The organism is Faecalicatena contorta, from assembly GCF_003149105.1.
In the GTDB taxonomy this organism is placed as follows: Bacteria; Bacillota; Clostridia; order Lachnospirales; family Lachnospiraceae; genus Muricomes; species Muricomes contortus_C.
In genome coordinates this window covers 196,884-223,621 of the sequence record NZ_QGDS01000003.1, presented here as the reverse complement: position 1 = coordinate 223,621, position 26,738 = coordinate 196,884, and the positions used below count along the sequence as shown (strand labels likewise).

The 26,738-nt window shown below is 43.1% G+C and carries 20 protein-coding genes; 18 read left to right on the top strand and 2 right to left on the bottom strand.

Translation table 11 applies throughout. From position 1 onward, the window contains the following. The first annotated feature begins 20 nt into the window (after positions 1–20). The 15 genes from A8805_RS06870 to A8805_RS06800 all read left to right on the top strand — a co-directional run bounded on the left by A8805_RS06870 (position 21) and on the right by A8805_RS06800 (position 21,400). Positions 21–1,763: an ABC transporter ATP-binding protein gene (locus A8805_RS06870; protein ID WP_109709462.1), complete on the top strand. Its 1,743-nt coding sequence runs from the start codon at positions 21–23 to the stop codon at positions 1,761–1,763. An 87-nt stretch (positions 1,764–1,850) separates the two neighbouring features. Then, positions 1,851–2,747, top strand: a complete 897-nt coding sequence (locus tag A8805_RS06865) for a DUF2156 domain-containing protein (RefSeq protein WP_109709461.1) — start codon at positions 1,851–1,853, stop codon at positions 2,745–2,747. Positions 2,748–2,766: 19 nt separating this feature from the next. Continuing rightward, positions 2,767–3,954 (top strand): pyridoxal phosphate-dependent aminotransferase, encoded by a 1,188-nt coding sequence (locus A8805_RS06860; protein ID WP_109709460.1) that lies wholly within the window; start codon positions 2,767–2,769, stop codon positions 3,952–3,954. Positions 3,955–3,968: 14 nt separating this feature from the next. Further along, on the top strand, positions 3,969–5,036 hold the full coding sequence (hisC, locus tag A8805_RS06855) for a histidinol-phosphate transaminase (protein WP_109709459.1): 1,068 nt from the start codon (positions 3,969–3,971) through the stop codon (positions 5,034–5,036). Between the two features lie 75 nt (positions 5,037–5,111). After that, a complete protein-coding gene (locus A8805_RS06850; RefSeq protein ID WP_109709458.1) occupies positions 5,112–7,424 on the top strand; it encodes a cation-translocating P-type ATPase in 2,313 nt (770 codons plus the stop codon). Between the two features lie 227 nt (positions 7,425–7,651). Beyond that, on the top strand, positions 7,652–8,110 hold the full coding sequence (locus A8805_RS06845; RefSeq protein WP_109709457.1) for a hypothetical protein: 459 nt from the start codon (positions 7,652–7,654) through the stop codon (positions 8,108–8,110). Between the two features lie 181 nt (positions 8,111–8,291). Continuing rightward, positions 8,292–9,347, top strand: a complete 1,056-nt coding sequence (ispG, locus tag A8805_RS06840) for a flavodoxin-dependent (E)-4-hydroxy-3-methylbut-2-enyl-diphosphate synthase (protein WP_109709779.1) — start codon at positions 8,292–8,294, stop codon at positions 9,345–9,347. Beyond that, positions 9,335–13,846, top strand: a complete 4,512-nt coding sequence (locus A8805_RS06835) for a PolC-type DNA polymerase III (protein ID WP_109709456.1) — start codon at positions 9,335–9,337, stop codon at positions 13,844–13,846. Before ispG ends, A8805_RS06835 begins: the two co-directional genes overlap by 13 nt. Positions 13,847–13,951: 105 nt before the next feature. Next, complete coding sequence (gene glyA, locus A8805_RS06830; protein ID WP_109709455.1) at positions 13,952–15,187, top strand: serine hydroxymethyltransferase; 1,236 nt, start codon at positions 13,952–13,954, stop codon at positions 15,185–15,187. Positions 15,188–15,385: 198 nt separating this feature from the next. Next, entirely contained in the window at positions 15,386–16,696 is a 1,311-nt protein-coding gene (locus tag A8805_RS06825) for a phenylacetate--CoA ligase family protein (protein ID WP_109709454.1), read from the top strand. Positions 16,697–16,699: 3 nt separating this feature from the next. Further along, entirely contained in the window at positions 16,700–18,445 is a 1,746-nt protein-coding gene (iorA, locus tag A8805_RS06820; RefSeq protein WP_109709453.1) for an indolepyruvate ferredoxin oxidoreductase subunit alpha, read from the top strand. A gap of 2 nt (positions 18,446–18,447) precedes the next feature. After that, positions 18,448–19,017, top strand: coding sequence for an indolepyruvate oxidoreductase subunit beta (locus tag A8805_RS06815; protein ID WP_109709452.1), 570 nt, complete (start codon positions 18,448–18,450; stop codon positions 19,015–19,017). Between the two features lie 99 nt (positions 19,018–19,116). Continuing rightward, entirely contained in the window at positions 19,117–19,536 is a 420-nt protein-coding gene (locus A8805_RS06810) for an ACT domain-containing protein (protein WP_109709451.1), read from the top strand. Positions 19,537–19,605: 69 nt separating this feature from the next. After that, a complete protein-coding gene (locus tag A8805_RS06805; RefSeq protein WP_109709450.1) occupies positions 19,606–20,940 on the top strand; it encodes a phenylacetate--CoA ligase family protein in 1,335 nt (444 codons plus the stop codon). Positions 20,941–20,956: 16 nt separating this feature from the next. Beyond that, on the top strand, positions 20,957–21,400 hold the full coding sequence (locus A8805_RS06800; RefSeq protein ID WP_109709449.1) for an amino acid-binding protein: 444 nt from the start codon (positions 20,957–20,959) through the stop codon (positions 21,398–21,400). A 120-nt stretch (positions 21,401–21,520) separates the two neighbouring features. On the opposite strand, the gene A8805_RS06795 is transcribed toward A8805_RS06800, so the two are convergent. After that, a complete protein-coding gene (locus A8805_RS06795) occupies positions 21,521–21,718 on the bottom strand; it encodes a cold shock domain-containing protein (RefSeq protein ID WP_109709448.1) in 198 nt (65 codons plus the stop codon). 323 nt (positions 21,719–22,041) lie between these two features. Here A8805_RS06795 and A8805_RS06790 point away from each other — a divergent pair, with 323 nt between their 5' ends. Then, positions 22,042–22,299 carry an HPr family phosphocarrier protein gene (locus A8805_RS06790; protein WP_109709447.1) on the top strand — a complete coding sequence of 86 codons (258 nt, stop codon included), beginning with the start codon at positions 22,042–22,044 and terminating at the stop codon, positions 22,297–22,299. Positions 22,300–22,344: 45 nt separating this feature from the next. Then, on the top strand, positions 22,345–23,967 hold the full coding sequence (gene ptsP / locus A8805_RS06785; RefSeq protein ID WP_109709446.1) for a phosphoenolpyruvate--protein phosphotransferase: 1,623 nt from the start codon (positions 22,345–22,347) through the stop codon (positions 23,965–23,967). A 91-nt stretch (positions 23,968–24,058) separates the two neighbouring features. Here the strand turns inward: ptsP and A8805_RS06780 are convergent, their stop codons facing one another. Then, complete coding sequence (locus tag A8805_RS06780; protein WP_109709445.1) at positions 24,059–25,108, bottom strand: helix-turn-helix transcriptional regulator; 1,050 nt, start codon at positions 25,106–25,108, stop codon at positions 24,059–24,061. Positions 25,109–25,362: 254 nt separating this feature from the next. Here A8805_RS06780 and A8805_RS06775 point away from each other — a divergent pair, with 254 nt between their 5' ends. Next, positions 25,363–26,682 (top strand): putative DNA modification/repair radical SAM protein, encoded by a 1,320-nt coding sequence (locus tag A8805_RS06775; protein WP_109709444.1) that lies wholly within the window; start codon positions 25,363–25,365, stop codon positions 26,680–26,682. The last annotated feature ends 56 nt before the right edge of the window (positions 26,683–26,738 follow it).

The following is a 26,738-nucleotide window of genomic DNA, read 5'->3' as shown; positions in this document are numbered from 1 at the left end:
CAACGAGAGAGGAAAACGCTATGAAAGGAAAATTAAAAAAGTTATTTGCTTACTATAAACCTTACAAAGGGTTGTTTTACAGTGATATGGTTTTTGCTATATTGGGGGCGGCTGTGGCACTGGTCATCCCGATGCTTGTCAGATATATTACCAATGAAGTGATTCATTTTCAGGCATCGGAGGCAAGACAGGCCATCCTGATGCTGGGAGCTGTGATGCTGGGGCTGGTGGCACTGGAAATGTTCTGTAATTTTTATATAGGCTATTTTGGACATATTATGGGGGCGAAGATGGAAGCAGACATGCGAAGGGACATCTTCGGTCATTATCAAAAGCTGACATTTGCTTTTTATGATAATCAGAAAGTAGGACATTTGTTATCAAGGATTACAAGTGACTTGTTTGATATCAGTGAGTTACTGCACCACGGCCCTGAGGATTTGGTAATATCCATCATTAAAATTATAGGTTCTTTTGTAATTCTATTGACAGTAAATGTGAAGCTTGCACTGCTTGCATTTGCATTTATTCCTGTTATGGCAGTCTTTGCTTTCTACTATAATGGCAGAATGAAGATTGCATTCAAGAGAAACCGGGAAAAAATCGGTGAAATTAACAGCCAGATAGAAGACAGCCTTTCTGGTATCCGTGTGGTAAAGTCTTTTGCAAATGAAAATGTAGAAATGAAAAAGTTCAAAGCCGGGAATGATAACTTTGTGGCAGCGAAAAAAACGAGCTATAAATATATGGGAATTTACAATTCCGGCCTGGGCGCCATGAGCACACTGATTACAGTGACTGTGTTATTGTCTGGTGTGGGAATGATGCTTTCAGGTAAGCTTGTTGTGACAGATTTGATTACATTTCTTTTGTATATTAATAATTTCACAGAGCCTGTAAAGAAACTTGTGACCCTTACGGAGCAGTTCCAGAATGGTTATTCTGGTTTTGAAAGATTTTTGGAAATCGTATCTATCGCACCCGATATTGCAGATAAGCCGGATGCAATTTCACCGGAAGAAGTGAAGGGTGATATTGAGTTTCGGGATGTCTCCTTTTATTATGAAAACAAGAATGAAAGGGTGCTGGATAACCTGAATTTAAAAGTGAACGCCGGAGACTATATTGCTCTGGTAGGACCTTCAGGCGTAGGAAAAACTACGCTGTGCAGTCTGATTCCAAGATTTTATGAGGTGTCGGAGGGCGGAATCTATTTGGATGGATTGGATATCAGGAATATTAAGCTGGCAGAACTTCGGAATCATATCGGGATTGTGCAGCAGGATGTCTATTTGTTTGCAGGCAGTATTATGGACAACATCCGTTATGGAAAACCAGGAGCTACGGATGAAGAGGTTATCCGGGCAGCCAGAAGTGCCAATGCCCATGAATTTATTATGAGCTTCCCGGAAGGATATGATACAGATGTGGGACAGCGGGGGGTGAAATTATCAGGAGGACAAAAACAGCGTTTGTCCATTGCCCGGGTATTTTTAAGAAATCCTGAGGTTTTGATTTTTGATGAAGCCACTTCCGCCCTGGATAATGAAAGCGAACAGGTTGTACAGCAGTCTATGGAAAGTCTGGCTAAAAACAGGACTACCTTTGTGATTGCCCACCGCCTTTCCACGATCCGCAATGCTCACAGGATTTTAGTGCTGACAGAGCAGGGAATTGCAGAGCAGGGAACTCACGAGCAGCTTTTGGAGAAGAAGGGCGTTTATGCAGAACTTTATGACATGCAGTTTAGAAGGAAAGGTTAATAGATAGATAAATTAGAAAGATTGTCAGATAAATGAAAAGTATGCTATACTAATGAAATGCGAAAGAGAGGAAAGAAAAAGATAAAAATGGATGAAATAATATTTAAACGGCCGGAGCTGGAAGATCAGGAAATGATCAGTTCTTATTTTAGCAAGGCGCCAAGCAGAAGCTGTGACAGGACATTTTGTAATGTATATTTATGGTCAAGATATTATAAGGTAAAATATGCAGTAATAGAAGATGCCCTGGTATTCAGAAATGTAGAGGAAGGACTTGCGTTTTCCTACCCGGCAGGAGAGAAGCAGTGTGTTAAGAATGCACTGGAATTTCTTATGAAATATAGTCAGGAACAAGGATATCCGTTAAAGCTTTATAATGTAACCAAGGAAAACTTTGCACAGATGGATGAATGGTATCCAGGTGAATTTCAAATAGAATATGTACGGGATGCGGCAGATTATGTTTATGAATCTGAGAAGCTTTCCACCTTATCAGGTAAGAAACTGCATAGTAAAAGAAATCACATCAACAAGTTTAAGAATTTGTATACTGACTGGAGGTATGAAGCCTTATGTGAAGAGAACCTGGAAGAATGTTTTCAGATGGCACTGAAATGGCGGGAACTCAACGGCTGCGAAGACGACCCGGTGAAAAACGCAGAAATGTGCGTAACACTCAATTCTCTGCGTTTGTATAAAGAATTGGGGCAGATAGGAGGAGTTCTCAGGGTAAATGGAAAAATTGTTGCATTTACAACAGGAGAGCCGATTTGTAAAGATACATTTGTTGTGCATATTGAGAAAGCATTTTCAGATATAGAAGGTTCATACACAATGATTAATCAGCAGTTCGTAGAACATGAATGTTCAGATTATAAGTATGTGAACCGGGAAGATGATGCTGGAGCAGAGGGACTGAGGAAGGCAAAACTTTCCTACAGACCGGCTTTTATGGTAGAAAAAGGAATTGTTACAAGAAAATAAAAAAGAGGGAGAAAAGACGATGATTTCAAAGAAAATGGAAAATATGGTCGCGAATAGTTCTGCAATCCGGGCAATGTTTGAAGAGGGCAACCGTTTGGCAGGAATTTATGGAGCAGAGAATGTATATGATTTTAGTTTGGGAAACCCAAACGTGCCGGCTCCTGAGGCTGTGAAAGCTGCAATCCGGGGAATCCTGGATGAAGAAGATCCGGTTGTACTTCACGGGTATACGAACAGCAATGCAGGATATCAGGATGTAAGACAAGCTGTGGCAGATTCCTTGAATGCCAGATTCCAGACAGCCTTTGATGCAAAGAATATTATTATGACAGTAGGGGCTGCGGGCGGCTTAAATGTTATTCTCAAGTCTTTGCTGAATCCGGGAGATGAAGTCATTGCATTTGCTCCTTATTTTGGTGAATACAGAAGTTATACAAGTAATTATGACGGGGTACTTGTGGAGATATCTCCAAATACGGTTGACTTCCAGCCTAAGCTGGATGAGTTTCAGGAGAAGATTACCTCCAAAACAAAAGTAGTCATTGTCAATACCCCCAATAATCCCACTGGTGTAGTATATTCTCTGGAAACCATCAAAAAGATGGCAGCGATTATGGAAGCTAAGCAGAAAGAATTTGGAACTGAGATTTACCTCGTATCAGATGAACCATACAGAGAACTGGCTTATGACGGAGTAGAAGTTCCATATTTGACAAAGTATTATGCGAATACGGTGGTAGGATACTCTTACAGTAAATCATTATCTCTTCCGGGAGAACGTATCGGTTATCTGGTTATTCCGGATGAAGCGGCTGACAGTGAAAAATTAATCAGTGCGGCAAATGTGGCAAACAGAATTCTGGGATTTGTCAATGCTCCAACGCTCCAGCAGAAGATTGTGAAAAAGTGTCTTAATGAAAAAACAGATATCTCCTATTACGACAGGAACCGGGAGACATTATATAATGGATTAAAAGAACTGGGATTTGAATGTATTAAACCGGAAGGCGCCTTCTATCTGTTCGTGAAGTCTCCTGTGGCAGATGAAAAGGAATTCTGTGCGGCGGCTAAGAAGTACAACATTCTTATCGTTCCCGGGTCTTCTTTTGGATGTCCTGGATACGTGCGTCTTGCATATTGTGTATCTTATGAAACAATTGTAAATTCGCTGCCTAAATTTGCAGATCTGGCAGCAGAGTACAAATAGACAGGAGCCACCAAATGGAGTTAAATGCTAATGTTTTGAAAAATATCCGCAGGGTAGAACCGTATGTACCGGGTGAACAGCCCCAGAACAAAGTTATTAAGCTGAATACAAATGAAAATCCGTATCCTCCGGCACCGGGAGTTTTGAAAGCACTGAAAGATTTGGAATATGACCGGCTCCGTCTGTATCCGGACCCGGCGGCTGAAGAGCTGACAGATGCGCTGGCGGACTATTATCACGTAAAAAAAGACCAGGTGTTTGTGGGAGTTGGTTCTGATGATGTGCTGGCGATGTGTTTCCTGACATTTTTTAATTCAGAGAAACCAATCCTGTTTCCTGATATTACATATTCTTTTTATAAGGTCTGGGCTGAGCTTTACCGCATTCCTTATGAGTGCCCCAGTCTGGATGAGGCGTTCTGTATACAAAAAGAGGACTACTACAAAGAAAATGGAGGGATTATATTCCCGAACCCCAATGCCCCTACGGCGGTATATGAGAATTTGGAATTTGTGGAAGACATTCTAGAACATAATCAGGATGTAATTGTGATTGTGGATGAAGCTTATATAGATTTTGCAGGCAGGTCGGCTCTGGAGCTTTTGGACAAGTATCCCAATCTTATTGTTGTGCAAACCTTTTCTAAGGCAAGATCTATGGCAGGCATGAGAATAGGATATGCCATAGGAAATCCGGAATTAATAAAATATTTGAATGATGCGAAATATTCTTTCAATTCCTACACTATGAATCTGCCCTCTTTAGTATGCGGCATCGAGGCTGTGAGGGATAAAGCGTATTTTAAAGAAGTAACGGACAAAATAGTTGAGACACGGGAATGGTCCAAGAAAGAGCTAAAAGAATTAGGCTTTCAGTTTCCCGATGCAAAAGCCAATTTCATATTTGCCACCCACCCGGAGTATGATGCAGAGGAATTGTTTCAGGCATTAAAGAAAGAGGGCATTTATGTCAGACATTGGAATAGTGAGAGAATAAGGCAGTATTTGCGTATTACCATTGGGACCAAAGAGGAAATGAACATACTGTTCAACTTTTTGCAGGAAAAGCTGAAAAATAGTTGATATTCAGTAGTAAACTTCTACTAAGACGCAAAGCTGCAGGTGTAAAATCTTGTTTTTAAAGAAAGGGCATTACGAATGAGCAACAGAAACTTGATTGATCCCAAATTCGGTCTAACCCCCGAACAAGTAAAAGAACGTAAAGAGGCAGGGCTGGTTAATATCCAGCCACCGCCGGTTGCAAAATCAACCGCACAAATTTACAAAGATAATATATGCACACTCTTCAACCTTTTTAATGTGTTAATTACCATTGCACTCCTATCCGTAGGCGCATGGCAAAACTGCTTGTTTATCGTTATTATCACAATTAATACAACAATTGGAATTGTGCAGGAGCTGCATGCTAAAAAGCTGGTCGACGAATTATCGTTAATCTTTATCCCATCTGCTGAGGTCATCCGCGGCGGCAAACTGCACACAATCCCGCTTGGGGAAGTTGTTCAAGATGATATTGTGCTTCTTGTCAGCGGTAAGCAGGTTTGCGCCGACTGTGTCGTGTCAACCGGCGAAATAGAAGTGAATGAATCGATGCTGACGGGGGAATCCGATCCGATTTACAAAAAAAACGGCGAACATTTGTATTCAGGCAGCTATGTGGTCAGTGGGGAGTGCCGTGCCAGAGTTGAGCATGTCGGCAGTGAAAGCTACACCGCGAAAATCACCAATGAAGTTAAAAAACTGCGCAAGGTGAATTCCGAGATGATTTCCTCCATGCGCAAGGTAACGAAATTTACGGGCTTTCTGATTGTGCCGCTGGGTGTCCTTTTGTTTGTACAGGCATTTTTTTTACGAAACGGAACGCTGCCGGAGTCGGTTGTTACCACCGCGGCAGCACTTCTTGGGCTGCTGCCTAAGGGGCTGATGCTGCTCATCAGTATCAGTTTGGCTGTGGGTATCCAAAAGCTTTCCAGGCAAAAGGTGCTGGTACAGGAATTATATTCACTGGAAACACTTGCTCATGTGGATACACTCTGCCTGGATAAGACCGGAACCCTGACCGAGGGTAACATGAAGGTTGAATCAGTATGTGAGCTTTGTAAGGATCCTGAGCTTCCATTTGCTGAACTGATGGGCTGTTTTTTGGAGAACAGTGTGGATAACAATGCAACTTTTTTAGCACTGAAGGCTCACTTTCAAACGAATAACAAATATAAGATGGTAAAGAAGATTGCGTTTTCATCTGAACGAAAATGGAGTGCAATTTCTTTTGAGAAAATTGGAACTTTTGTAATCGGTGCTCCGGAAAAGATGGATACTGCTGCTTTGCCGAAAAACATACAGCTTGCCATTGCTAACGGAAAGAGGGTGCTGGCAGCCGGCATTGCAGAAGGAACGATTGAACATAACCAATTGCCCCGGATACGTTTGCTGGCCGCCATTACACTGGTTGATCCACTGCGTAAGCAGGCAGCCGCAACCCTTGAATTTTTTGCAAAGGAGGGTGTGGATATAAAAATCATTTCCGGTGACAACCCCAAAACGGTTGCTGTACTGGCGGCGCAGGCGGGACTTCCGGATGCCAAGAACTGTATTGATATGAGCCGTCTCACCGAAGAGAGCGAGGTGAAACAAGCCGCCCTGGATTATTCTGTGTTTGGCAGAGTTTCACCGGTACAAAAGAAGCAAATCGTGCAGGCACTGCAGGAAAAGGGACGTTCAGTTGCGATGACCGGGGATGGTGTGAATGATTTGCTGGCTTTACGCGAGGCTGATTGCAGCATTGCGGTTGCCGAAGGAAGTGATGCCGTTAAGCAGATTTCACAGCTTGTGCTGATTGATTCAAACTTCGCATCACTGCCCAATGTGCTGAGCGAGGGGCGCCGGTGTGTCAATAATATTACCAGAGCGGCAGGCGTATTCTTTGTGAAAACCCTGTATTCTGCATTGGTGGCTCTGATATGCTTGCTGTTTAACATTCCATTTCCCTTTATCCCGATACAGATTACGTTGATTGATTTGGCAATCGAAGGATACCCAAGCTTTTTCCTTTCCTTTGAACCGGATAACAAAAAGGTAACCGGTCGTTTTCTGCCTGAGGTCTTACGCCGGGCACTCCCTAACGCACTGGCTTTTGTATTTTGTTATCTGGGTATTTTGATTTTGTGGCCGCGTCTGCCTATAAACACAGAGCAGATAAGCCTGCTTTTATACGCTTTGGTGGGATTCGCAGGAATTCAGGCTGTTTATAAAATTTGCCGGCCATTCAATCCGCTAAGAATCTTCTTAATGACAACAATGAGCGTTGGTTTTTATACCGCTGTAGCACTGTTCCATAAGATTATCAAGCTGCCGTTGCCAACACTTGGCACAATTGTGTGCTTTGCCGGGGGTGTTGTTGTTTTCATGCTGATTGAGCGTGTGCTGTTTCATTCCCGTTCGATGCAATAAAACAATCTGTAATACATAAGTTACTGTAAAGCTGACAAGCTAAACAGTAACTTATTTTATTTGATGATTAAAAATCACTGAATAATATGCCCCTGGTCAAAGCACACTCCCACGAAGATGTATTCTGCCGCAAAGCGGACGTCTCTTTTTCTATATCCACACTTCCATTGACAGGGTACATGAAAGTCCGTATAATAAAAAGAAGGAAAAAGAAGGGAAGAATATGCATGATTGCAAAGAACAACGAAGAAAAAAGAAATCAAATATGGAAAACTGTGATGACTGTATCTACAGTGTTGATTATCATCATAGCAACCTTTTTTGTAATAAAACTTTTTACCGCCAATCCATTAGAAGGCAGATGGAGCCATGAAGACAGTAATCTGGTGATGTCCATCATAGGGAATGACACCGCAGTACTGGAATGGCCCGGTGAATTTGAGGATGCGGATGTATCTGTGACTACAAAATACAATATTGATAAAGAGACAAAGACATTCACCCTGCATGTTTCAGAAGAGGCAGTACGGCAGGCAGCGGATTCTTCAGACGGGGCTGTGACCTCAGACAGTCTGGAGTCCGTGGCAGGTATGATGGAAGGTACCTATGATTATAATATTGAAAATAGGGTGTTAATTCTGACAGACAGAGAATATGGAGAACAGATGATATTTGATAAAAAGTAACAGATAAGCAGGGGGAATTTGCTCCCTGTTTATTCTTTATATAGTGAGAAACTGCGTTTCCTACTATATAAAGATCCTCCGGGGGATCACACTACGCGCATAAGGAAAATGGCCGCTAAGCGACCGCGCTTTGGCGTTCCCGGAAATTTGTAAAAAAGAGAAAGGACGTTCAGGTATGAGTATTTTACGGAAAAAAACAAAAGAAATTAAAATAGGAGACGTGGTAATCGGCGGAAGCCATCCGGTTGCCATCCAGTCTATGACGAATACGAAAACAGAGGATGTGGAAGCTACCGTGGCACAGATACAGAAGCTGGAAGCGGCGGGCTGTGAAATTATCCGCTGTGCAGTGCCTACAATGGAGGCAGCGCTTGCATTGAAGGAGATTCGCAGGCAGATTCACAGTCCTCTTGTTGCAGATATTCATTTTGATTACAGGCTTGCAATTGCCGCAATAGAAAATGGGGCTGACAAGATCCGAATTAATCCTGGAAATATTGGAAACGAGGAACGTCTGCGCGCAGTGGTAGAAAAAGCAAAGGAATATCAGGTTCCTATCCGTGTAGGGGTTAACAGCGGTTCTCTGGAAAAGCATTTGCTTGAAAAATACGGTGGAGTGACAGCCCGGGGACTTGCAGAGAGTGCTCTTGATAAAGTAAGAATGATTGAAGAGATGGGGTATGATAATCTGGTTGTGAGCATCAAATCTTCAGACGTCATTATGTGCGTGAAGGCTCATGAACTGATTGCCGAAAAGTGTTCCTACCCATTGCATGTAGGGATTACGGAAGCCGGCACTGTTTACTCGGGAAATGTAAAATCCTCCGTAGGCTTAGGGATTATCCTATATGAAGGGATTGGCAATACAATCCGCGTTTCCCTCACAGGGGATCCTGTGGAGGAAATAAAAACTGCCAAGCTCGTATTGAAAACACTGGGGCTTCGCAAAGGAGGCGTTGAAGTAGTATCCTGCCCAACTTGCGGAAGAACAAGAATAGATTTAATTGACCTTGCAAATCAGGTAGAAGACATGGTGGCAGACATCCCTCTGGACATCAAGGTGGCTGTCATGGGCTGTGTGGTAAACGGGCCCGGAGAAGCACGAGAGGCTGACATCGGCATTGCCGGGGGAGTCGGTGAGGGACTTTTGATAAAAAAAGGTGAGATTGTGAAAAAGGTAAAGGAAGAGGAGCTTCTGGAAACCTTGCGACAGGAGTTGTTGAATTGGAAAAGATAGTAAATGAAAAAGTCTTTTTTAGAGTTTTCCCTACACTAAAGGTAGAGGATGATATACAGATGTTGTTTGACGATGTAGAGGTGCAAAAAATCACAACAAATTCCAAACATGATTTTTTACATATCTATATTTTCAGCAGACATTTGATTCAAAAGAAACATATTTGGCAGATGGAGCAGAAAATCAGAGACCAGCTTTTCAAAGGGCAGGGAATCAACATCCGGCTGGAAGAACAGTACGCTTTGTCTGAGCAGTATACGCCAAGCACATTAATGATGGAATATCATGACAGTATTGTGCAGGAATTGAAACAGCATAGTGTTCTGGCTTCTAATATGTTCGAGCAGGCCAAGATGGATTTTGAGGGAGCGGATATTTTATATTTGGAAATGCCCGACACCATAGTGTCAGAGGGGAAAAAAGAACACATTGTAAATCTGCTCCATGAAATTTTTGAAAAAAGGTTTCATATGAAGGCAGATATCCGTGTTACTTACCGGGAATCTGAAGGCGGGAAAGACCGGGAATACGATGAACAAAGGGTAAGGCAGGAAGTCCGGGCCATCTTTGAGCGCCGGGCCAGGCAGCGTGGAGAGGAATACTCGGAAGATGGTGCTGCTCAAAAAGGAGAGCAGAAAAAAGATGGGTCCAGCGAGCAGAAAGGAAATTCTGAGAGAAAGGGAGATTTCCAGAAAAAGAATTTCAAAAAGAAGGATTTCTACAGGCCTTTGAAGCAGGGGGATGACCCAAGTCTCATATATGGAAAGAATTTTGAGGATGAGCCAATCAAACTGGACCAGGTTGTTGGTGAGATGGGAGAAATCACAATCCACGGTAAGATTATCAACTTTGATACCAGAGAAATCAGGAATGAAAAGACCATTCTTATGTTTGCCGTGACCGACTTTACAGATACGATTACGATTAAGATGTTTGCTCGCAATGACCAGCTCCCCGAGCTTTTAGGAGAGTTGAAGAAGGGCATTTTTGTTAAAATAAAGGGAATTACAACTATTGACAAATTTGATGGAGAGCTGACCATTGGTTCGGTGACCGGAATCAAAAAAAGTGGTGACTTTACGGTATCCAGAGATGATTTGAGTCCCAGGAAGCGGGTGGAGCTTCACTGCCATACGAAAATGAGTGATATGGACGGTGCTTCTGAAGTGAAGGACATTGTGAAAAGAGCGCATGACTGGGGGCACCCTGCAATTGCAATCACAGATCACGGTGTGGTACAGTCTTTTCCCGATGCAAACCACTATATCCACACATTAGATAAGGATGATCCATTCAAAATTCTTTATGGTGTGGAGGGCTACATTGTAGATGATTTGACGGATATTGCAGTGAATGCCGGGGATGAGAATCTGGATGGCACGTATATTGTGTTTGACCTTGAGACTACCGGTTTCAGCTCCATCAAGGATAAAATTATTGAAATCGGAGCGGTGAAGGTAGTAAATGGTGAAGTTGTTGACCGGTTCAGTACCTTTGTTAATCCGAAACGTCCGATTCCCTTTGAAATCACACAGCTTACAGGCATTACAGATGAAATGGTCATAGAGTCACCTGACATTGAAACGATCCTTCCACAATTTTTGGAATTTGCAGGGGATGGAGTTCTTGTTGCGCATAATGCGGGATTTGACGTAGGATTTATAGAGCAGAATTGTCGATATCAGGAGATTGTACCCAACTTTGTCTATGTAGATACGGTAGCACTGGCCAGAGTTCTTCTTCCTACACTGTCAAGGTATAAGCTGAATGTGGTGGCAAAAGCATTGGGCATTCCTCTGGAAAACCATCACAGAGCTGTGGATGATGCCAAGGCTACGGCAGAAATTTTTATGAAGTTTGTGCAAATGCTCAGAGAGCAGAATATTAATACATTAAAAGAGGTCAATCAGTTTGGAGATATGAATCCTAACGCAATCCGTAAGCTCCCAACCTATCATGTTATCATTTTGATTCAGAATGATATCGGCAGATTTAACCTGTACCAGCTTATTTCACAATCTCATTTAACTTATTATAACAGAAGGCCGAGAATTCCAAAGAGCGTGCTGAACAGGCACCGGGAAGGTCTGATTGTAGGAAGTGCCTGCGAAGCCGGGGAACTGTATCAGGCAATTCTGAATAAAAGGTCTTCGGAGTTCATCGCCAGACTTGCTGATTTCTACGATTATTATGAAATCCAGCCCGTTGGAAACAACTGGTTTATGGTGGAAAGTGAGAAATATCCGGACATCAATTCTGTGGAAGATCTGCAGGAGATTAACCGGGAAATTGTGGAGCTGGGAGAAAAGTTTAAAAAGCCTGTGGTGGGCACTTGTGATGTGCATTTCCTGGACCCGGGAGATGAAGTTTACCGGCGTATTATTATGGCGGGAAAGGGCTTCAGTGATGCAGACAGCCAGCCGCCCCTTTATCTCAGGACTACAGAGGAAATGCTGGAAGAGTTTGAATATCTTGGTTCGGCAAAGGCAAGAGATGTTGTCATCGAAAATCCTAATAAAATTTGTGATATGATTGAAAAAATCTCTCCTATTAATCCAAATAAATGTCCCCCGGTCATTGAAAATTCTGAGCAGGACCTAAGAGATATTTGTTACAATAAAGCTCATGAATTATATGGACCGGATTTACCGAAACCGGTATTTGAACGTTTGGAGAGGGAGTTAAACTCCATCATATCCAACGGGTATTCTGTGATGTATATTATCGCCCAAAAGTTGGTATGGAAATCCAATGAAGACGGATACCTGGTAGGGTCCCGGGGATCTGTAGGCTCTTCCTTTGTAGCTACTATGGCTGGGATTACAGAGGTAAATCCACTAAGCCCGCACTATTACTGTAAAAAATGTCACTATAATGATTTTGATTCAGATGAGGTGAAAGCATTTGCAGGAGGATGCGGATTCGATATGCCTGATAAGACGTGTCCGGTCTGTGGAGAACAACTGGTGAAGGACGGATTTGACATCCCCTTTGAGACCTTCCTGGGATTTAAAGGTGACAAGGAGCCGGATATTGACTTAAACTTTTCCGGAGACTATCAGGCAAAGGCACACAAATACACGGAAATTATTTTTGGAGAAGGGCATACTTTCAAGGCCGGTACAATTGGTACATTGGCAGATAAAACTGCTTTCGGTTATGTGAAGAATTATTACGAGGAGCGGGGACATCGAAAACGCAAATGCGAGATTGACAGAATCACTGTAGGCTGTACGGGCATCCGAAGAAGCACCGGGCAGCATCCGGGAGGAATTGTGGTACTTCCTCACGGTCATGATATCAATGAATTTACACCGGTACAGCATCCGGCAAACGATATGACGACAGACATTATAACGACCCACTTTGATTATCACTCCATTGACCATAACCTTCTGAAGCTGGATATACTGGGACATGACGATCCTACTATGATCCGCACACTAGAGGAGTATATTACATCGGATGCTATGGATAATGAGTATAATGAAGCGAATCCCTTCATTGCAACGAAGATTCCGCTGGATGATAAAAAGGTGCTTTCTCTGTTCCATGATACCAGTGCACTGAAAATCAAACCGGAAGATATTGATGGCTGCAAACTGGGATGCCTTGGTATTCCTGAGTTTGGAACGGAGTTCGTTATCCAGATGGTGCAGGATGCAAAACCTCAGTCATTATCTGATTTAATCCGGATTTCCGGTCTGTCCCACGGCACCAATGTGTGGCTGGGAAATGCACAGGAACTGGTAAAGTCAGGAAAAGCAACGATTTCCACTTGTATCTGTACCCGTGATGATATTATGGTCTACCTGATTAATCAGGGGGTAGACAGTGCACTGTCCTTTACAATCATGGAAAGTGTGCGTAAAGGAAAGGGCCTGAAGCCTGAGTGGGAAACAGCCATGAAGGAAAAGGACGTACCGGACTGGTATATCTGGTCCTGTAAACAAATAAGCTATATGTTCCCGAAAGCCCACGCGGCAGCATATGTTATGATGGCATACCGTATCGCATACTGTAAAGTCAATTATCCGCTGGCGTATTATGGTGCTTATTTTGGAATCCGGGCGAATGCATTTTCTTATGAAATTATGTGCCAGGGAAAAGAAAAGCTGGATTATTATATGAAGGATTATAAGAGAAGAGCGGATTCTCTCAGCAACAAGGAACAGGATGTTCTCAAGGATATGAGGATTGTGCAGGAAATGTATGCGAGAGGCTTCGAATTCCTGCCTCTGGATATCTACAAGGCAAAAGCAGCCAAATTCCAGATTATTGACGGTAAGCTGATGCCGCCCCTTTCCAGTATTGAAGGAATGGGCGAGAAAGCGGCTGAGGCAGTGGAGGAGGCATCCAAAAACGGTGCTTATCTGTCACTGGATGATTTCCGCCAGCGAACCAAAGTCAGCAAGACAGTTATTGATCTGATGGCAGAGCTGGGCTTGTTTGGAAACCTGCCTCAGAGCAATCAGTTGTCGCTGTTTGATTTAGTTTAATAAAAAGTATCTGTAAAATAAAATACGTTTGTGTTATAATGTCACAAATGAACTATTATCGGACCTAGGTCCGTGAAGGATTATGATGGATGGAGGAGAAGAAATATGTACGGTTTCGAGGAAATTAAGAATGAGGATGTTGAAGTTGCAGATGCGATTCAGGCGGAAGTGGAAAGGCAGAATTCCCATATCGAGCTGATTGCTTCTGAGAACTGGGTGAGCAAGGCGGTTATGGCAGCTATGGGAAGTCCTCTGACGAATAAATATGCTGAAGGGTACCCGGGGAAGAGATATTATGGCGGATGCCAGTGTGTGGACGTGGTAGAGAACCTGGCCATTGAACGGGCAAAAGAATTGTTTCACTGTGAATACGCCAATGTACAGCCCCATTCCGGAGCGCAGGCAAATATGGCAGCCATGTTTGCAATGGTACAGCCAGGGGATAAGGTGATGGGAATGAACCTGGACCACGGCGGGCACCTGACTCACGGTTCACCAGTCAACATGTCCGGAAAATACTTTGATTTCGTAGCATACGGGGTAAATGATGCCGGCGTTATCGATTATGACCAAGTACTTGAAATCGCAAAAGAACATAAACCTAAATTAATAATAGCAGGAGCCAGTGCTTATGCAAGAACCATTGACTTTAAAAAATTCCGTGAGATTGCAGACGCAGTAGATGCTTATCTAATGGTAGATATGGCGCATATTGCGGGATTAGTTGCTGCCGGCCTGCATCCAAGCCCCATCCCATATGCTCATGTTACAACCACAACCACTCATAAAACCTTGCGTGGCCCCCGTGGAGGTCTGATATTGAGCAGCAAAGAGATGAATGAAAAGTTCAATTTCAATAAAGCAATTTTCCCAGGAATCCAGGGAGGCCCGCTGATGCATGTCATTGCTTCCAAGGCAGTCTGCTTCAAAGAAGCTCTTGAGCCTGAATTCAAAACTTATCAGGAACAGGTTGTTAAGAATGCCAAAGCTTTATGCAAAGGCCTTCAGTCCAGAGGAATTAAAATCGTTTCAGGAGATACGGATAATCATCTGATGCTTGTGGATTTGACCGAAAATAATATCAGCGGGAAAGAGCTGGAAAAACGTTTGGATGACGCTCATGTAACTTGTAACAAGAACACCATTCCCAACGATCCCCGCTCTCCATTTGTGACAAGTGGAGTACGTTTAGGAACTCCGGCGGTAACAACCCGGGGGATGACAGAATCAGATATGGATAAAATAGCCGAAATTATTGCCCTGGTGATTGCGGATGAAGCAAATGTAGAAGAGGCACAGAAAATGGCGGCGGAACTTACCCAAAAATATCCACTTATATAATCTCACGTCAGAGAAACCGATTCAGGGGATGCTGTTTAGGCAAAAAGGTGCGGGAGTTGAAGATGCAGGTATGCATCTTCTGCTCCCCGTTTTGTATTCCTAAAACCGGACAAAGTGTGAAATTTAATACTTTAAACCGACAAAGTAGTGTGTTATACTAGGGAAGAATGAATGTTATGTCGAAGGAGGTTTTTCAAAATGATTTGGGCAAAGGAAGAGACTCTGCCAAGAGCTGAGATGGATGCAATCCAGCTTGAGCGCTTAAAGGAAACTGCCGTTTATATATATGAACGTGTCGAGCCTTACCGCAGAAAAATGGACGAGGCCGGTGTAAAGCCGGAAGATATTAAGACTTTACAGGACTTAGGAAAGATGCCGTTTACATATAAAACAGACTTCAGGGAAAATTACCCGGATGGATTATTTGCGGTGGATAAGAAGGAGATTGTCAGATACCATGCCAGCTCCGGCACCACAGGGAAACCGACGGTTGTAGGATATACTGCACAGGACCTGGATATGTGGATGAATAATGTGGCAAGAATTGCCTGTATGGGAGGTGCTACTTCTGAGGATGTGGCACAGATTTCATTTGGATACGGTACATTTACAGGGGCACTGGGACTGCATGGGGGCCTGGAGAAGATAGGCGCATCCGTGATTCCAATGTCCTCCGGTAATTCAAATAAGCAGAAAATGTTTCTCCAGGACATGGGAGTAACGCTGCTTGTGGCAACCCCCTCCTATGCGCTTCATTTGGGAGAAATTTTAAGAGAGCAGGGAATAGACCCTTCAAAAGATTTGAAGGTGCATATCGGGCTGTTCGGCGGTGAGGGAATGACCGAGCCGATGAGGGACGAGATGCATAAAGTATGGGGTGAACAATTTGTCTGTACACAGAATTATGGTATGAGTGAGCTGTGCGGGCCTGGGGTGTCGGGTGAGTGCACAGAACTGTGCGGGATGCACATAAATGAGGACTGGTTCATTCCTGAAATCATTGACCCGGAGACGGAGGAAGTACTGCCTCCCGGTTCTGCCGGAGAGCTGGTGATTACCTGTCTGGGCAAGGAGGCACTTCCTCTGATCAGATACCGTACCGGAGATTTGACAAGGCTGATGTATGAGCCATGTAAATGCGGCAGGACAACGGTGCGTATGGAGAACCTGTCCGGACGCGCAGATGACATGCTTGTTATCCGCGGAGTTAATGTATTCCCAAGCCAGATTGAAGAAGTGCTGTTCAAGATAGATGAAATCGGACCTCATTATGAGATTCTGGTGGAGAGACAGAACAGACTGGATGTTATGACGATTACCGTAGAATTAATAGATGACAGACTGTTGGACAGCTATTCTAAATTAAGCAGGCTGGAACAGAATATCAAAGGTGCATTGAAGTCTCAGCTTGGACTTGCGACTCACATCAGGCTGGTTGCACCGAACTCTCTTCAGCGGTTCGAAGGAAAAGCGAAGAGGGTGACAGATTTACGAAAGGATGGTTTATAAAATATGTCAGAAAAAGTAATCATGTTGGGAAATGAAGCCATAGCCAGAGGAGCTTTCGAGGCCGGGGTGAAAGTTTCATCCGCTTATCCGGGGACTCCCAGTACGGAAATCAGTGAATATCTGGTTCAATATAAAGATGACCTTTATGAAGAGTGGGCACCGAATGAAAAGGTAGCTGCTGAGGTAGCGGTGGGAGCAAGTATTGCAGGCGTACGTGCTATGGCCTGTATGAAGCATGTAGGGCTGAATGTGGCGGCTGACCCTCTTTATTCTGTGTCCTACATGGGAGTGAATGGCGGACTTGTGTTTGTGGTTGCAGATGATCCAGGGCTATACAGCTCTCAGAATGAGCAGGATACAAGAATGGTTGCAAGAGCAGCACAGGTTCCGGTTATTGAACCTTCTGACAGCGCAGAGGCAAAGGAATTTCTCAAGGCTGCTTTTGAGCTGAGTGAACAGTATGACAGACCGTTTATTTTCCGTATTACCACAAGGCTTGCACATTCTCAGGGAATTATGGAACTTCAGGAGAGAGCTGACATCGAGGATAAGGCTTACGAGAAGAACATCCGAAAAAATGTTATGATGCCTGGAAATGCAAAGCTACGCCACGTGGACATTGAAAGGCTCAATAAGGAACTGGCGGAAGCAGCAAATACACTGCCTATTAATACAGTGGAAATGAATGATACGAAAATTGGCATCATTACAAGCGGAATTCCTTATCAGTATGTGAAAGAGGTACTTCCCCAGGCTTCTGTTTTAAAGCTTGGCATGGTAAATCCTCTCCCGAGAAAACTGATTGAGGATTTTGCGTCGAAAGTAGATACCTTGTATATTGTGGAAGAGCTGGATCCGGTTATTGAGGAACAGGTGAAGTCCTGGGGAATTAAAGCTATAGGGAAAGAAATCTTCACCACACAGGGAGAATACAGTGCGAGCATGCTTAGAAAAGCAATTTTAAAGGAAGAAGTGGTTACTAAAACCCCTGCCCAGGCACCCCAGCGCCCTCCGATTCTATGTCCGGGATGTCCTCACCGCAGCGTTTATCATGTGCTGAATAAGCTGAAAATGCACGCTGCCGGTGATATTGGATGTTATACCCTGGGAGCAGTTGCACCATTGAGTGTTGTAGATACTACAATGTGTATGGGAGCCAGTATATCCACCTTACATGGAATGGAAAAGGCAAAGGGCAAAGAATACATTAAGAACTGGGTTGCAGTAATCGGAGACTCCACATTTTTACATACAGGTGTAAATTCCCTGATGAACATGGTTTACAATAATGCTACGGGGACTGTTATGATTCTTGACAACTCCACCACAGGAATGACGGGACATCAGGAACATGCGGCAACAGGCAGGACTTTACAGGGAGAACCAACCTATTCTATTGACATTGAAACACTTTGCCGGGGAATGGGTATAAAGAATGTAATAGAAGTCAATGCATTTGATCTTGCTGAATTAGAGAAGACTATAAAGGAAGAGACGGCAAAGGACGAAGTGTCTGTGATTATTACAAAATCTCCTTGTGTTCTTCTGGATAAGTCCAAAAAACCTGTTTACATTTCCTATGAGGATAAATGTAAGAAGTGCGGCATGTGCTTAAAGCCCGGATGTCCTGCGATAACAAAAAATACAGATGGAAGCGTCTATATTGACGATACCATGTGTACGGGCTGCGGACTGTGTGAAGCCTTATGTAAATTCAATGCAATAGAACTGGTAAAGGCGGGTGAATAGAAATGGCAGTAAAGAATATCATGATAGTAGGGGTAGGCGGTCAGGGAACCCTGCTTACCAGTAGAATATTAGGAGGCCTTACGATTGCGGGAGGCTACGATGTAAAACTTTCAGAAGTACATGGTATGGCACAGCGGGGCGGCAGTGTGGTGACCTTCGTCCGTTACGGTGAAAAAGTAGCAGAACCTATCGTAGAAGAGGGCCAGGCAGATGTATTGATTGCCTTTGAGCGGCTGGAGGCCCTGAGATATGCTCATTTTCTGAAAGAGGATGGGGTATTGATTGTGAATGACTGGCGGATCGACCCGATGCCGGTGGTAATCGGTGCAGCCGAATACCCGGATCATATTCTGGAAACTCTGGAAAAAGAACACCGGGTTTATAAAGTCAACGCCACGGAGGAATCTAAAAAACTGGGTAACCCCCGGGTATTTAACCTGATTGTACTGGGCATCGCGGCACAGCATATGGATTTTACAAAAGAGCAGTGGTATGAGGTAATTGAAAAAACCGTGCCCCCTAAGACGGTTGACATTAATAAGAAAGCATTTGAGCTTGGTTATACATTATAAGAGAGCAGTAAAACGGATTTAAAAGCATCTGTTTTAATGAGAACAATTTAATAAGGCGGATTAGAGAGTATACGCTTTGACAGAAAGGGGGGTGAGAGGATGATTAAGCAGTTATCAGTATTTGTGGAAAACAGGCCAGGCAGTTTAATGAGGGTTACATCAGCTCTGACAGAAGCTCATATCAATATCAGGGCCATCGCTTCATTTGATACTCCGGAATTTGGAATTTTGAGGCTGGTAGTTGATAAACCGGCTGAGGCTAAGGCATATTTGACCGGAAAAGGATTTGTTGTCAGAATCCATGATGTGATTGGAGTGGAGCTGAAGGACGAAAAAGGAAATCTGAACCGGATGCTGTCTATCCTTGCAGATGGTGAAATCAATATTAACTACATCTATTCCTTTGTAATCCGGGAGAATAGGGCGCCGGTTATGGTGTTTAATACGGATGATTATGAAAAGGCGGCAAAAGTTCTGGAGGAAGCGAATGTAAAAATCGCTGAGGAAACAGACTTATAAAGTCGCAGCAGGTACGCCTTGTTTTGGTATACTTGAAAGTACAATTGAAAAAGATAAGGAGTTAAGAAGATGGCGGCAGTGACATTAAAAAACTGGGTGGAACGAATCAGAGACCCGAAAATTGAATGTATGAGCAGTGATGAGATGGCAGCTTTACAGAGCAGACGTCTGGCAGATGTTGTAAACCGTGCTTATCACAACGTAGACTTTTATCATAAAAAAATGAAGGCTCTTGGAGTGGAGCCGGGAGATATTAAAGGAATTGAAGATATTCACAAACTTCCGTTTACAACGAAAGAGGATTTGAGAGATAATTATCCTTTCGGGCTTTTGGCAATCCCCAAAAAAGATGTTGTCCGGGTACAGGGAACATCGGGGACAACGGGTAAGCTGACGCTGGCATCTTATTCTCAGAAAGACGTGGATGTCTGGGGAGAATGTGTGGCCAGATGTTTAGCTATGGCAGGATTGACAGAGGAAGATATTCTCCATGTATGCTATGGCTACGGATTATTTACCGGAGGTATCGGACTGGACCTTGGTGCAAGGGCTCTGGGAGCAATGGCTATCCCCATGTCTGCAGGAAATACCCAGCGCCAGATGATGTGTATGGAAGACTTTGGTGCAACTGCCATTGCATGCACTCCTTCTTATGCGCTCCATCTTGCAGAATCTCTGCAGGAGGCCGGTCTCGTGAGCAGCCTGAAGATTAAAGCAGGAATCCACGGAGCTGAGCCATGGACAGAAGAGATGCGCAGAAAAATTGAAAGTATTCTTGAAATTAATTGCTTTGATATTTACGGTTTATGTGAAATTACCGGGCCGGGTGTGGCACAGGACTGCATACATCATGCAGGGCTGCATGTTAATGCAGACTACTTCTATCCGGAGGTACTGGATCCTGCAACAAACCAGGCATGCGCAGACAAAGAAACCGGTGAGCTGATCTTTACCACACTGGCAAAGGAAGCGATGCCGCTGCTTCGTTACCGTACAAAGGATTTAACCAGTATTGACCACAGTACTTGTGAGTGCGGCAGAACTACACCGAGAATTTCTAAGTTTACCGGACGTACAGATGATATGAAGGTAATCCGCGGTGTAAATGTATTCCCAACACAGGTTGAGACGGCACTTCTTGGCATGGGCGGAGCAGTAGCGCCACATTATCTTATGATTGTAGACCGTGAAGAAAATATGGATATTCTTACGGTCATGGTAGAGGTAGATGAGAGCGTATTCTCTGATGAAATCAGGAAATTAGACGCGTTAAAGAATAAAATAGGTGCGGTACTGAAGCAGGCACTTGGGGTTTCTGTCCGTGTGAAGCTGGTTGAGCCAAAGACGATACAGAGAAGTGAAGGAAAAGCAGTACGTGTCATTGATAAGCGTAATATAGAGTAAGGGGAGGTAAGCGAAGATGGGCATCACAATTCAACAATTATCAGTATTTCTTGAAAACAGGGAAGGCCGCCTGGATGAAGTGCTTGCAATATTGGCAAACAATGATGTGAATATTGTGGCATTAAGCCTGGCCGATACGTCAGATTACGGAATGCTCCGTATGATTGTATCAGACCCGAACAAGGGCAGAGCTGTCTTAAAAGAAAATGAAATCACAGCAATGCTGACCGACGTAGTAGCGTTTCGGGTTCCTCATGCTAAAGGCTCTTTAAGCAAAGCAATGCATCAGGTTGTAGAGGGAGACGTAAATATCGAATATATGTATGCATTTGCCAATGGGCAGGATGCTTCGGCTGTGCTCAAGACAGATGATCCGTCAAGAGTGGCGGATATTCTGCGAGGCAGCGGATTCGATGTATGGGAAGCAACAGAAGCTTATGCTTCCAATGTAAATCTTTAAATCAGAAAAGGTATCCGGAAAGTTTCCGGATACCTTTTTCTAATTCTTAATCACATTTCTCTGTATTTCTTTTAAATATTAAATCTCATTATATATTAAAAGGTACATTTAAAATTCTGATTAAATTTTTACTACATTAGTTGCCTGAGGTCCTTTAGCGCCTTCTGTTACGTCAAACTCAACAGCCTGACCTTCTTCTAAAGATTTGAATCCATCCATACTTAGTCCTGAGTAGTGTACGAATACATCGTTTCCTTCTGAATCAGAGATGAATCCATAACCTTTTTGGTTGTTAAACCATTTTACTGTACCTGTCATTGTTGTTACCCTCCATAAATAAAAATAAATAATAAAGTACTTACATTGTCCATTAAATAGATGAACAACGCTGTATTAGCGTAGCATATTTAACAATAAAAGTCAATGTATTTATAAAATGTTTCGTAGAAATACACAAAAGATTTGGAAGAAGATACCGGTACAAATGATTTGAGACGGTAATAAGTTTTCTGTGATTTCATTAGGATTCTGCAAAAGTTTATGAAACAAGGTGCAATTAAATAATTGGCAAGCAATTGAAAAAGTCCCTGATATGTTATATACTAAGTTAAATTAAAAACATAAAACAGGAGGATTGTACTATGAAAGAATTTAAATATGCTATTACAGACCCAGAGGGAATTCACGCAAGACCGGCAGGATTGTTAGTTAAGCAGGCAGCAGGTTACAAGTCTGATATTAAGATTGCAAAAGGTGAAAAAAGTGCTGATGCAAAGAGAATCTTCGGTGTTATGGGACTGGGTGCTAAGACAGGCGAAGAAATCATTATAACAGCAGAAGGCGAAGATGAAGAGACTGCAATTGCAGAACTGGAAGCCTTTTTCAAAGAAAATTTATAATTCAGGACTATTCCAAATTCAGGGGATTTCCAGAAGGAAGGTACTATGATTACAATAACAGGTAAAAGCGTATTTGGTGGTGTATCCATCGGAAAGCTTTCTTTTTATAAGAGAAATCAGAAAGTAATTAAGCGTACGCATGTAGATGACGTGAAGGCGGAGTGCACCCGTTTTCAGGGTGCAAAGGCGTCAGCCATTGAGCAGTTAAAAGGGCTTTATGATAAGGCTTTGGAAGATGTCGGTGAAGCAAATGCCATGATTTTTGAGATTCACCAGATGATGCTGGAAGACCTGGATTATATTGAATCCATTGAAAATATCATCTGCACGCAGGAAGTAAATGCAGAGTTTGCGGTAGCTACTACCGCGGATAATTTTGCACAAATGTTTTCTTCCATGGATGATGCCTACATGCAGGGACGTGCTGCAGATGTGAAGGACGTATCCGAGCGTGTGCTGAATATTCTATGCGGGGTAGACGAGGGGATAAATCAGACAGACGAGCCGTGTATTATTGCGTCTGATGATCTGGCACCCAGTGAGACCGTACAGTTAGATAAGAGCAAGGTGCTTGGTTTTGCCACCATGTACGGGTCTTCCAACTCCCATACTGCAATTTTGGCAAGGACCATGAATATCCCGGCGGTTATCGGACTGGGTGGGGAACTTAGTCCCCAGCTTGACGGACAAATGGCTGTTATTGACGGTTTTACCGGCAAGCTGTATATAGACCCGGACGAGGCAACTCTTGCGGAGATGCAGGAAAAGCGTGCAAAGGATTTGGCACAGAAGGCACTTCTTGAGGAGCTGAAAGGCAAGGAGAATGTAACAAAGAGCGGTCAGAAGATTAATATCTACGCCAATATCGGAAATGTATCCGATGTAGGCGCTGTTCTTAAGAATGATGCAGGCGGAATAGGCCTGTTCAGAAGTGAGTTTTTATATTTGGAGAATGATACCTTCCCTACAGAGGAACAGCAGTTTGCAGTGTACAAGCAGGTTGCAGAGAATATGGCCGGCAAGAAAGTGATTATCCGGACGCTGGATATTGGGGCGGATAAGCAGGTAGATTATTTTGGACTGGATAAAGAAGAGAATCCGGCGCTTGGCTACCGTGCCATACGTATCTGCCTGACAAGAACTGAAATCTTCAAAACACAATTACGTGCATTATACCGTGCAGCGGTATTTGGAAATATTTCTATTATGTTCCCTATGATTATCTCTGTAAAAGAAATTCAGAGAATTAAGGAAATCATTGGGGACGTACAGGATGAACTGAAAGCCCAGGGAATTCCATTCAAGGAAAATGTAGAGACGGGTGTAATGATTGAGACACCGGCTTCCGTTATGATCAGCCGTGATTTGGCGCGGGAAGTGGACTTTTTCAGTGTGGGAACCAATGACCTGACACAGTATACTCTGGCCATTGACCGCCAGAATTCAAAGCTGGATGAGTTTTATGATCCTCATCATCCGGCAGTGCTTTCTATGATCAGGATGGCTGCGGAAAACGCACACGCAGAAGGCAAGTGGATTGGCATCTGCGGTGAATTGGGAGCTGATTTGGAATTGACAGAGGAATTCCTGAAAATGGGACTGGATGAACTTTCTGTATCTCCATCTATGATTCTTCCTTTGAGAAAGAGAATCAGGGAATGTGAATAGAACATTGTCCGAACGGTTTAGACGCTTTGAAAGTCATGTGGAATAAGGCTCCAAAGCGTCTAAACCGTGACATAAACGGAGTGTGTTGCTATTATTTTACTAATTCCTGCCATCTCTTATCATATTTCAAAAATCCATAAGCTTCTTCATCCCGGAAGCAGTCCAGCAAATTATTTTTCAATTCTGTAAGAAACTCTTCCCTTGCGTTTTTAAATGACATATGCTCATAAAGAGGTGATTTGCAAAAACCACATATTGTGTCAACACATGAAATCATTTTTTCCATTGTTTCTATCGTTGCTTCTGCATCTTCCTCTATCGTTGCCAAGTCAAGCTTACATGAAATCTCATGGTACTCTCCCATTTCAAAAATATTCGCCAGTTCTGTCTGTTTTTCAACAAGCAGATGTGCCTTCTTCATATCTTTCTCCTGCATTGCCAGCATATAGATGCTGTGAAATACTAGATTTATCATTTGATAACCTGAGAATAATAATTCTTCATATACTCTATATGCTTCGCTTATCCGATTGGTTTTGCTGAAAATTACTGCCTGTTTCCTCTTTTTTTCAGGATTTTGGTTTGAAAAATAAGATAGATATTCCTCTGCTTTTTTATACTCGTCCTTTCTTGAATAAAATTCAAACAAAGAATTCGCAGCAGCAGTCCTGATAGTCTCATCTTTACTCTCCAACAAGCGGACATAGCAAATCTTAAAATAATTGTCGTATTTTTCTGAATCAGGAATCTCTTCCGTTAAACGTGTTACATCAAATAAACGTGTTACATCAAATATCATTGCCATCTGCCAGAGCAAGTTCTCACAATTCGGATATATTTCCAGCTTTTCCTTTGCCCACTCGAATGCTTCCTCGTAGCTTTTACTTTTAAGCATGCGGCCGGCTTCCTCAATTAATCTGTTTACTTCTTCATCGGTAAGTTCCTTCTGAAAGGACAATAAGGTATCAAGCGTAATGTCAAGCAATCTGGCAATTGGAGCCAGCAGCATTATGTCCGGTAAAGAATTACCATTTTCCCACTTATTGACTGCTGGGGCTGTTATTCCAAGACGATTCGCCATTTCTTCCTGTGTCATATTTCGGATTTTTCTATATTTACGTATTACTTCTCCTATTGGCATAAGGATTGCCTCCCTGATTTTATTTGGAGCGGTCTTTGACTAACTCAATCATATCAAACTACTCCGCCCTTCACAACTGAATGAGCGTTAATTATTACGATATAAAATTAACCAGTGCTCATAGTTGCTTTCTTAGTTTTTGGGCAGAATAGTAAAAGCTCCTTGTAAATAACGAACATATGTGCTATGATAAACAAATAAGAACGTACGTTCTGAAAGGGTGAAGTATTAAAAGTTTAAAGGAGTTGATTCGGATGGCGGAGATTATTCAGGAGCAGATGGGGATATATGATAAACTGCAGATATTAAGTGATGCTGCCAAATATGATGTTGCATGTACTTCAAGTGGTGTTGACCGTCAGGGAGACGGAACAGGGATGGGGAATTGCCATAAGGCAGGAATCTGCCACAGTTTTTCGGCAGATGGACGGTGCATTTCCCTGCTGAAGATTTTATTTACGAATGAATGTATCTATGATTGCAAGTATTGTGTCAACAGATCATCCAATGATGTAGTGAGAACTTCTTTTACACCAGATGAGATTTGTACACTGACAATGGAATTTTACAGGAGAAATTATATAGAGGGTCTGTTTTTGAGCTCCGGGATTTTAAAAAGCCCTAATTATACTATGGAACTGATTTATGCAGCTTTGTATAAGCTGCGTCATGAATGCAACTTTCAGGGCTATATTCATGTTAAGGCAATTCCCGGAGCGGCTCAGGATTTAATCCAGAGAGTCGGTTTTTTGGCAGACAGGATGAGTGTGAATCTGGAACTGCCGACAGCAGAGAGCCTCAGGCTCCTGGCCCCCCATAAGAACCGGAAGAATATTCTGACACCAATGCGTCTGGTACAGCAGAAGATGGAAGATAATAAGCAGGAGATAGTCCTGTATAAGAATGCGCCCCGGTTTGTTCCGGCGGGACAGAGTACGCAGATGATTATCGGAGCCACACCAGAGACTGACTATCAGATTTTGAGTGTTGCAGAGTCACTGTATAAAAAGTTTGAGCTGAAAAGAGTCTTTTATTCGGCTTTTGTTGCAGTGAATGAGGATTCTGCACTGCCCGCAAGGACCGGAGAAGGTCCTCCTCTGCTCAGGGAGCACAGGCTGTACCAGGCAGACTGGCTGTTAAGGTTCTACCGTTTCGAGGCAGGCGAGCTTCTAAACGAAAAGAGTCCGAATTTTAACATTTTTTTAGACCCTAAGTGTGACTGGGCATTAAAGCACCTGGAATACTTTCCGGTGGAGGTGAACAGGGCAGATTATAATACCCTCCTTCGTGTTCCCGGAATCGGCTGTAAATCAGCATCCAGAATTGTAAAAGCAAGAAGGATGGGAACCCTGCAGTTTGAAGATTTAAAGAAGATGGGAGTTGTGTTAAAGAGAGCTCTTTACTTTCTGACATGCAATGGAAAGATGATGTACCGGACGAAAATAGAGGAAGACTACATCATGAGAAATCTGCTGAACACAAAAGAAAGGCTGCCCGATTCTGTGCGGGGGATGACATTTAAGCAACTATCATTGTTTGATGATATGGTCTCCGGACAGGCAATCCTCCGCTAAAGGTGAAAAGCAGTGGTCATTCATGGGCGGGCAGCCGGGTGCAGCAGGCTCACATT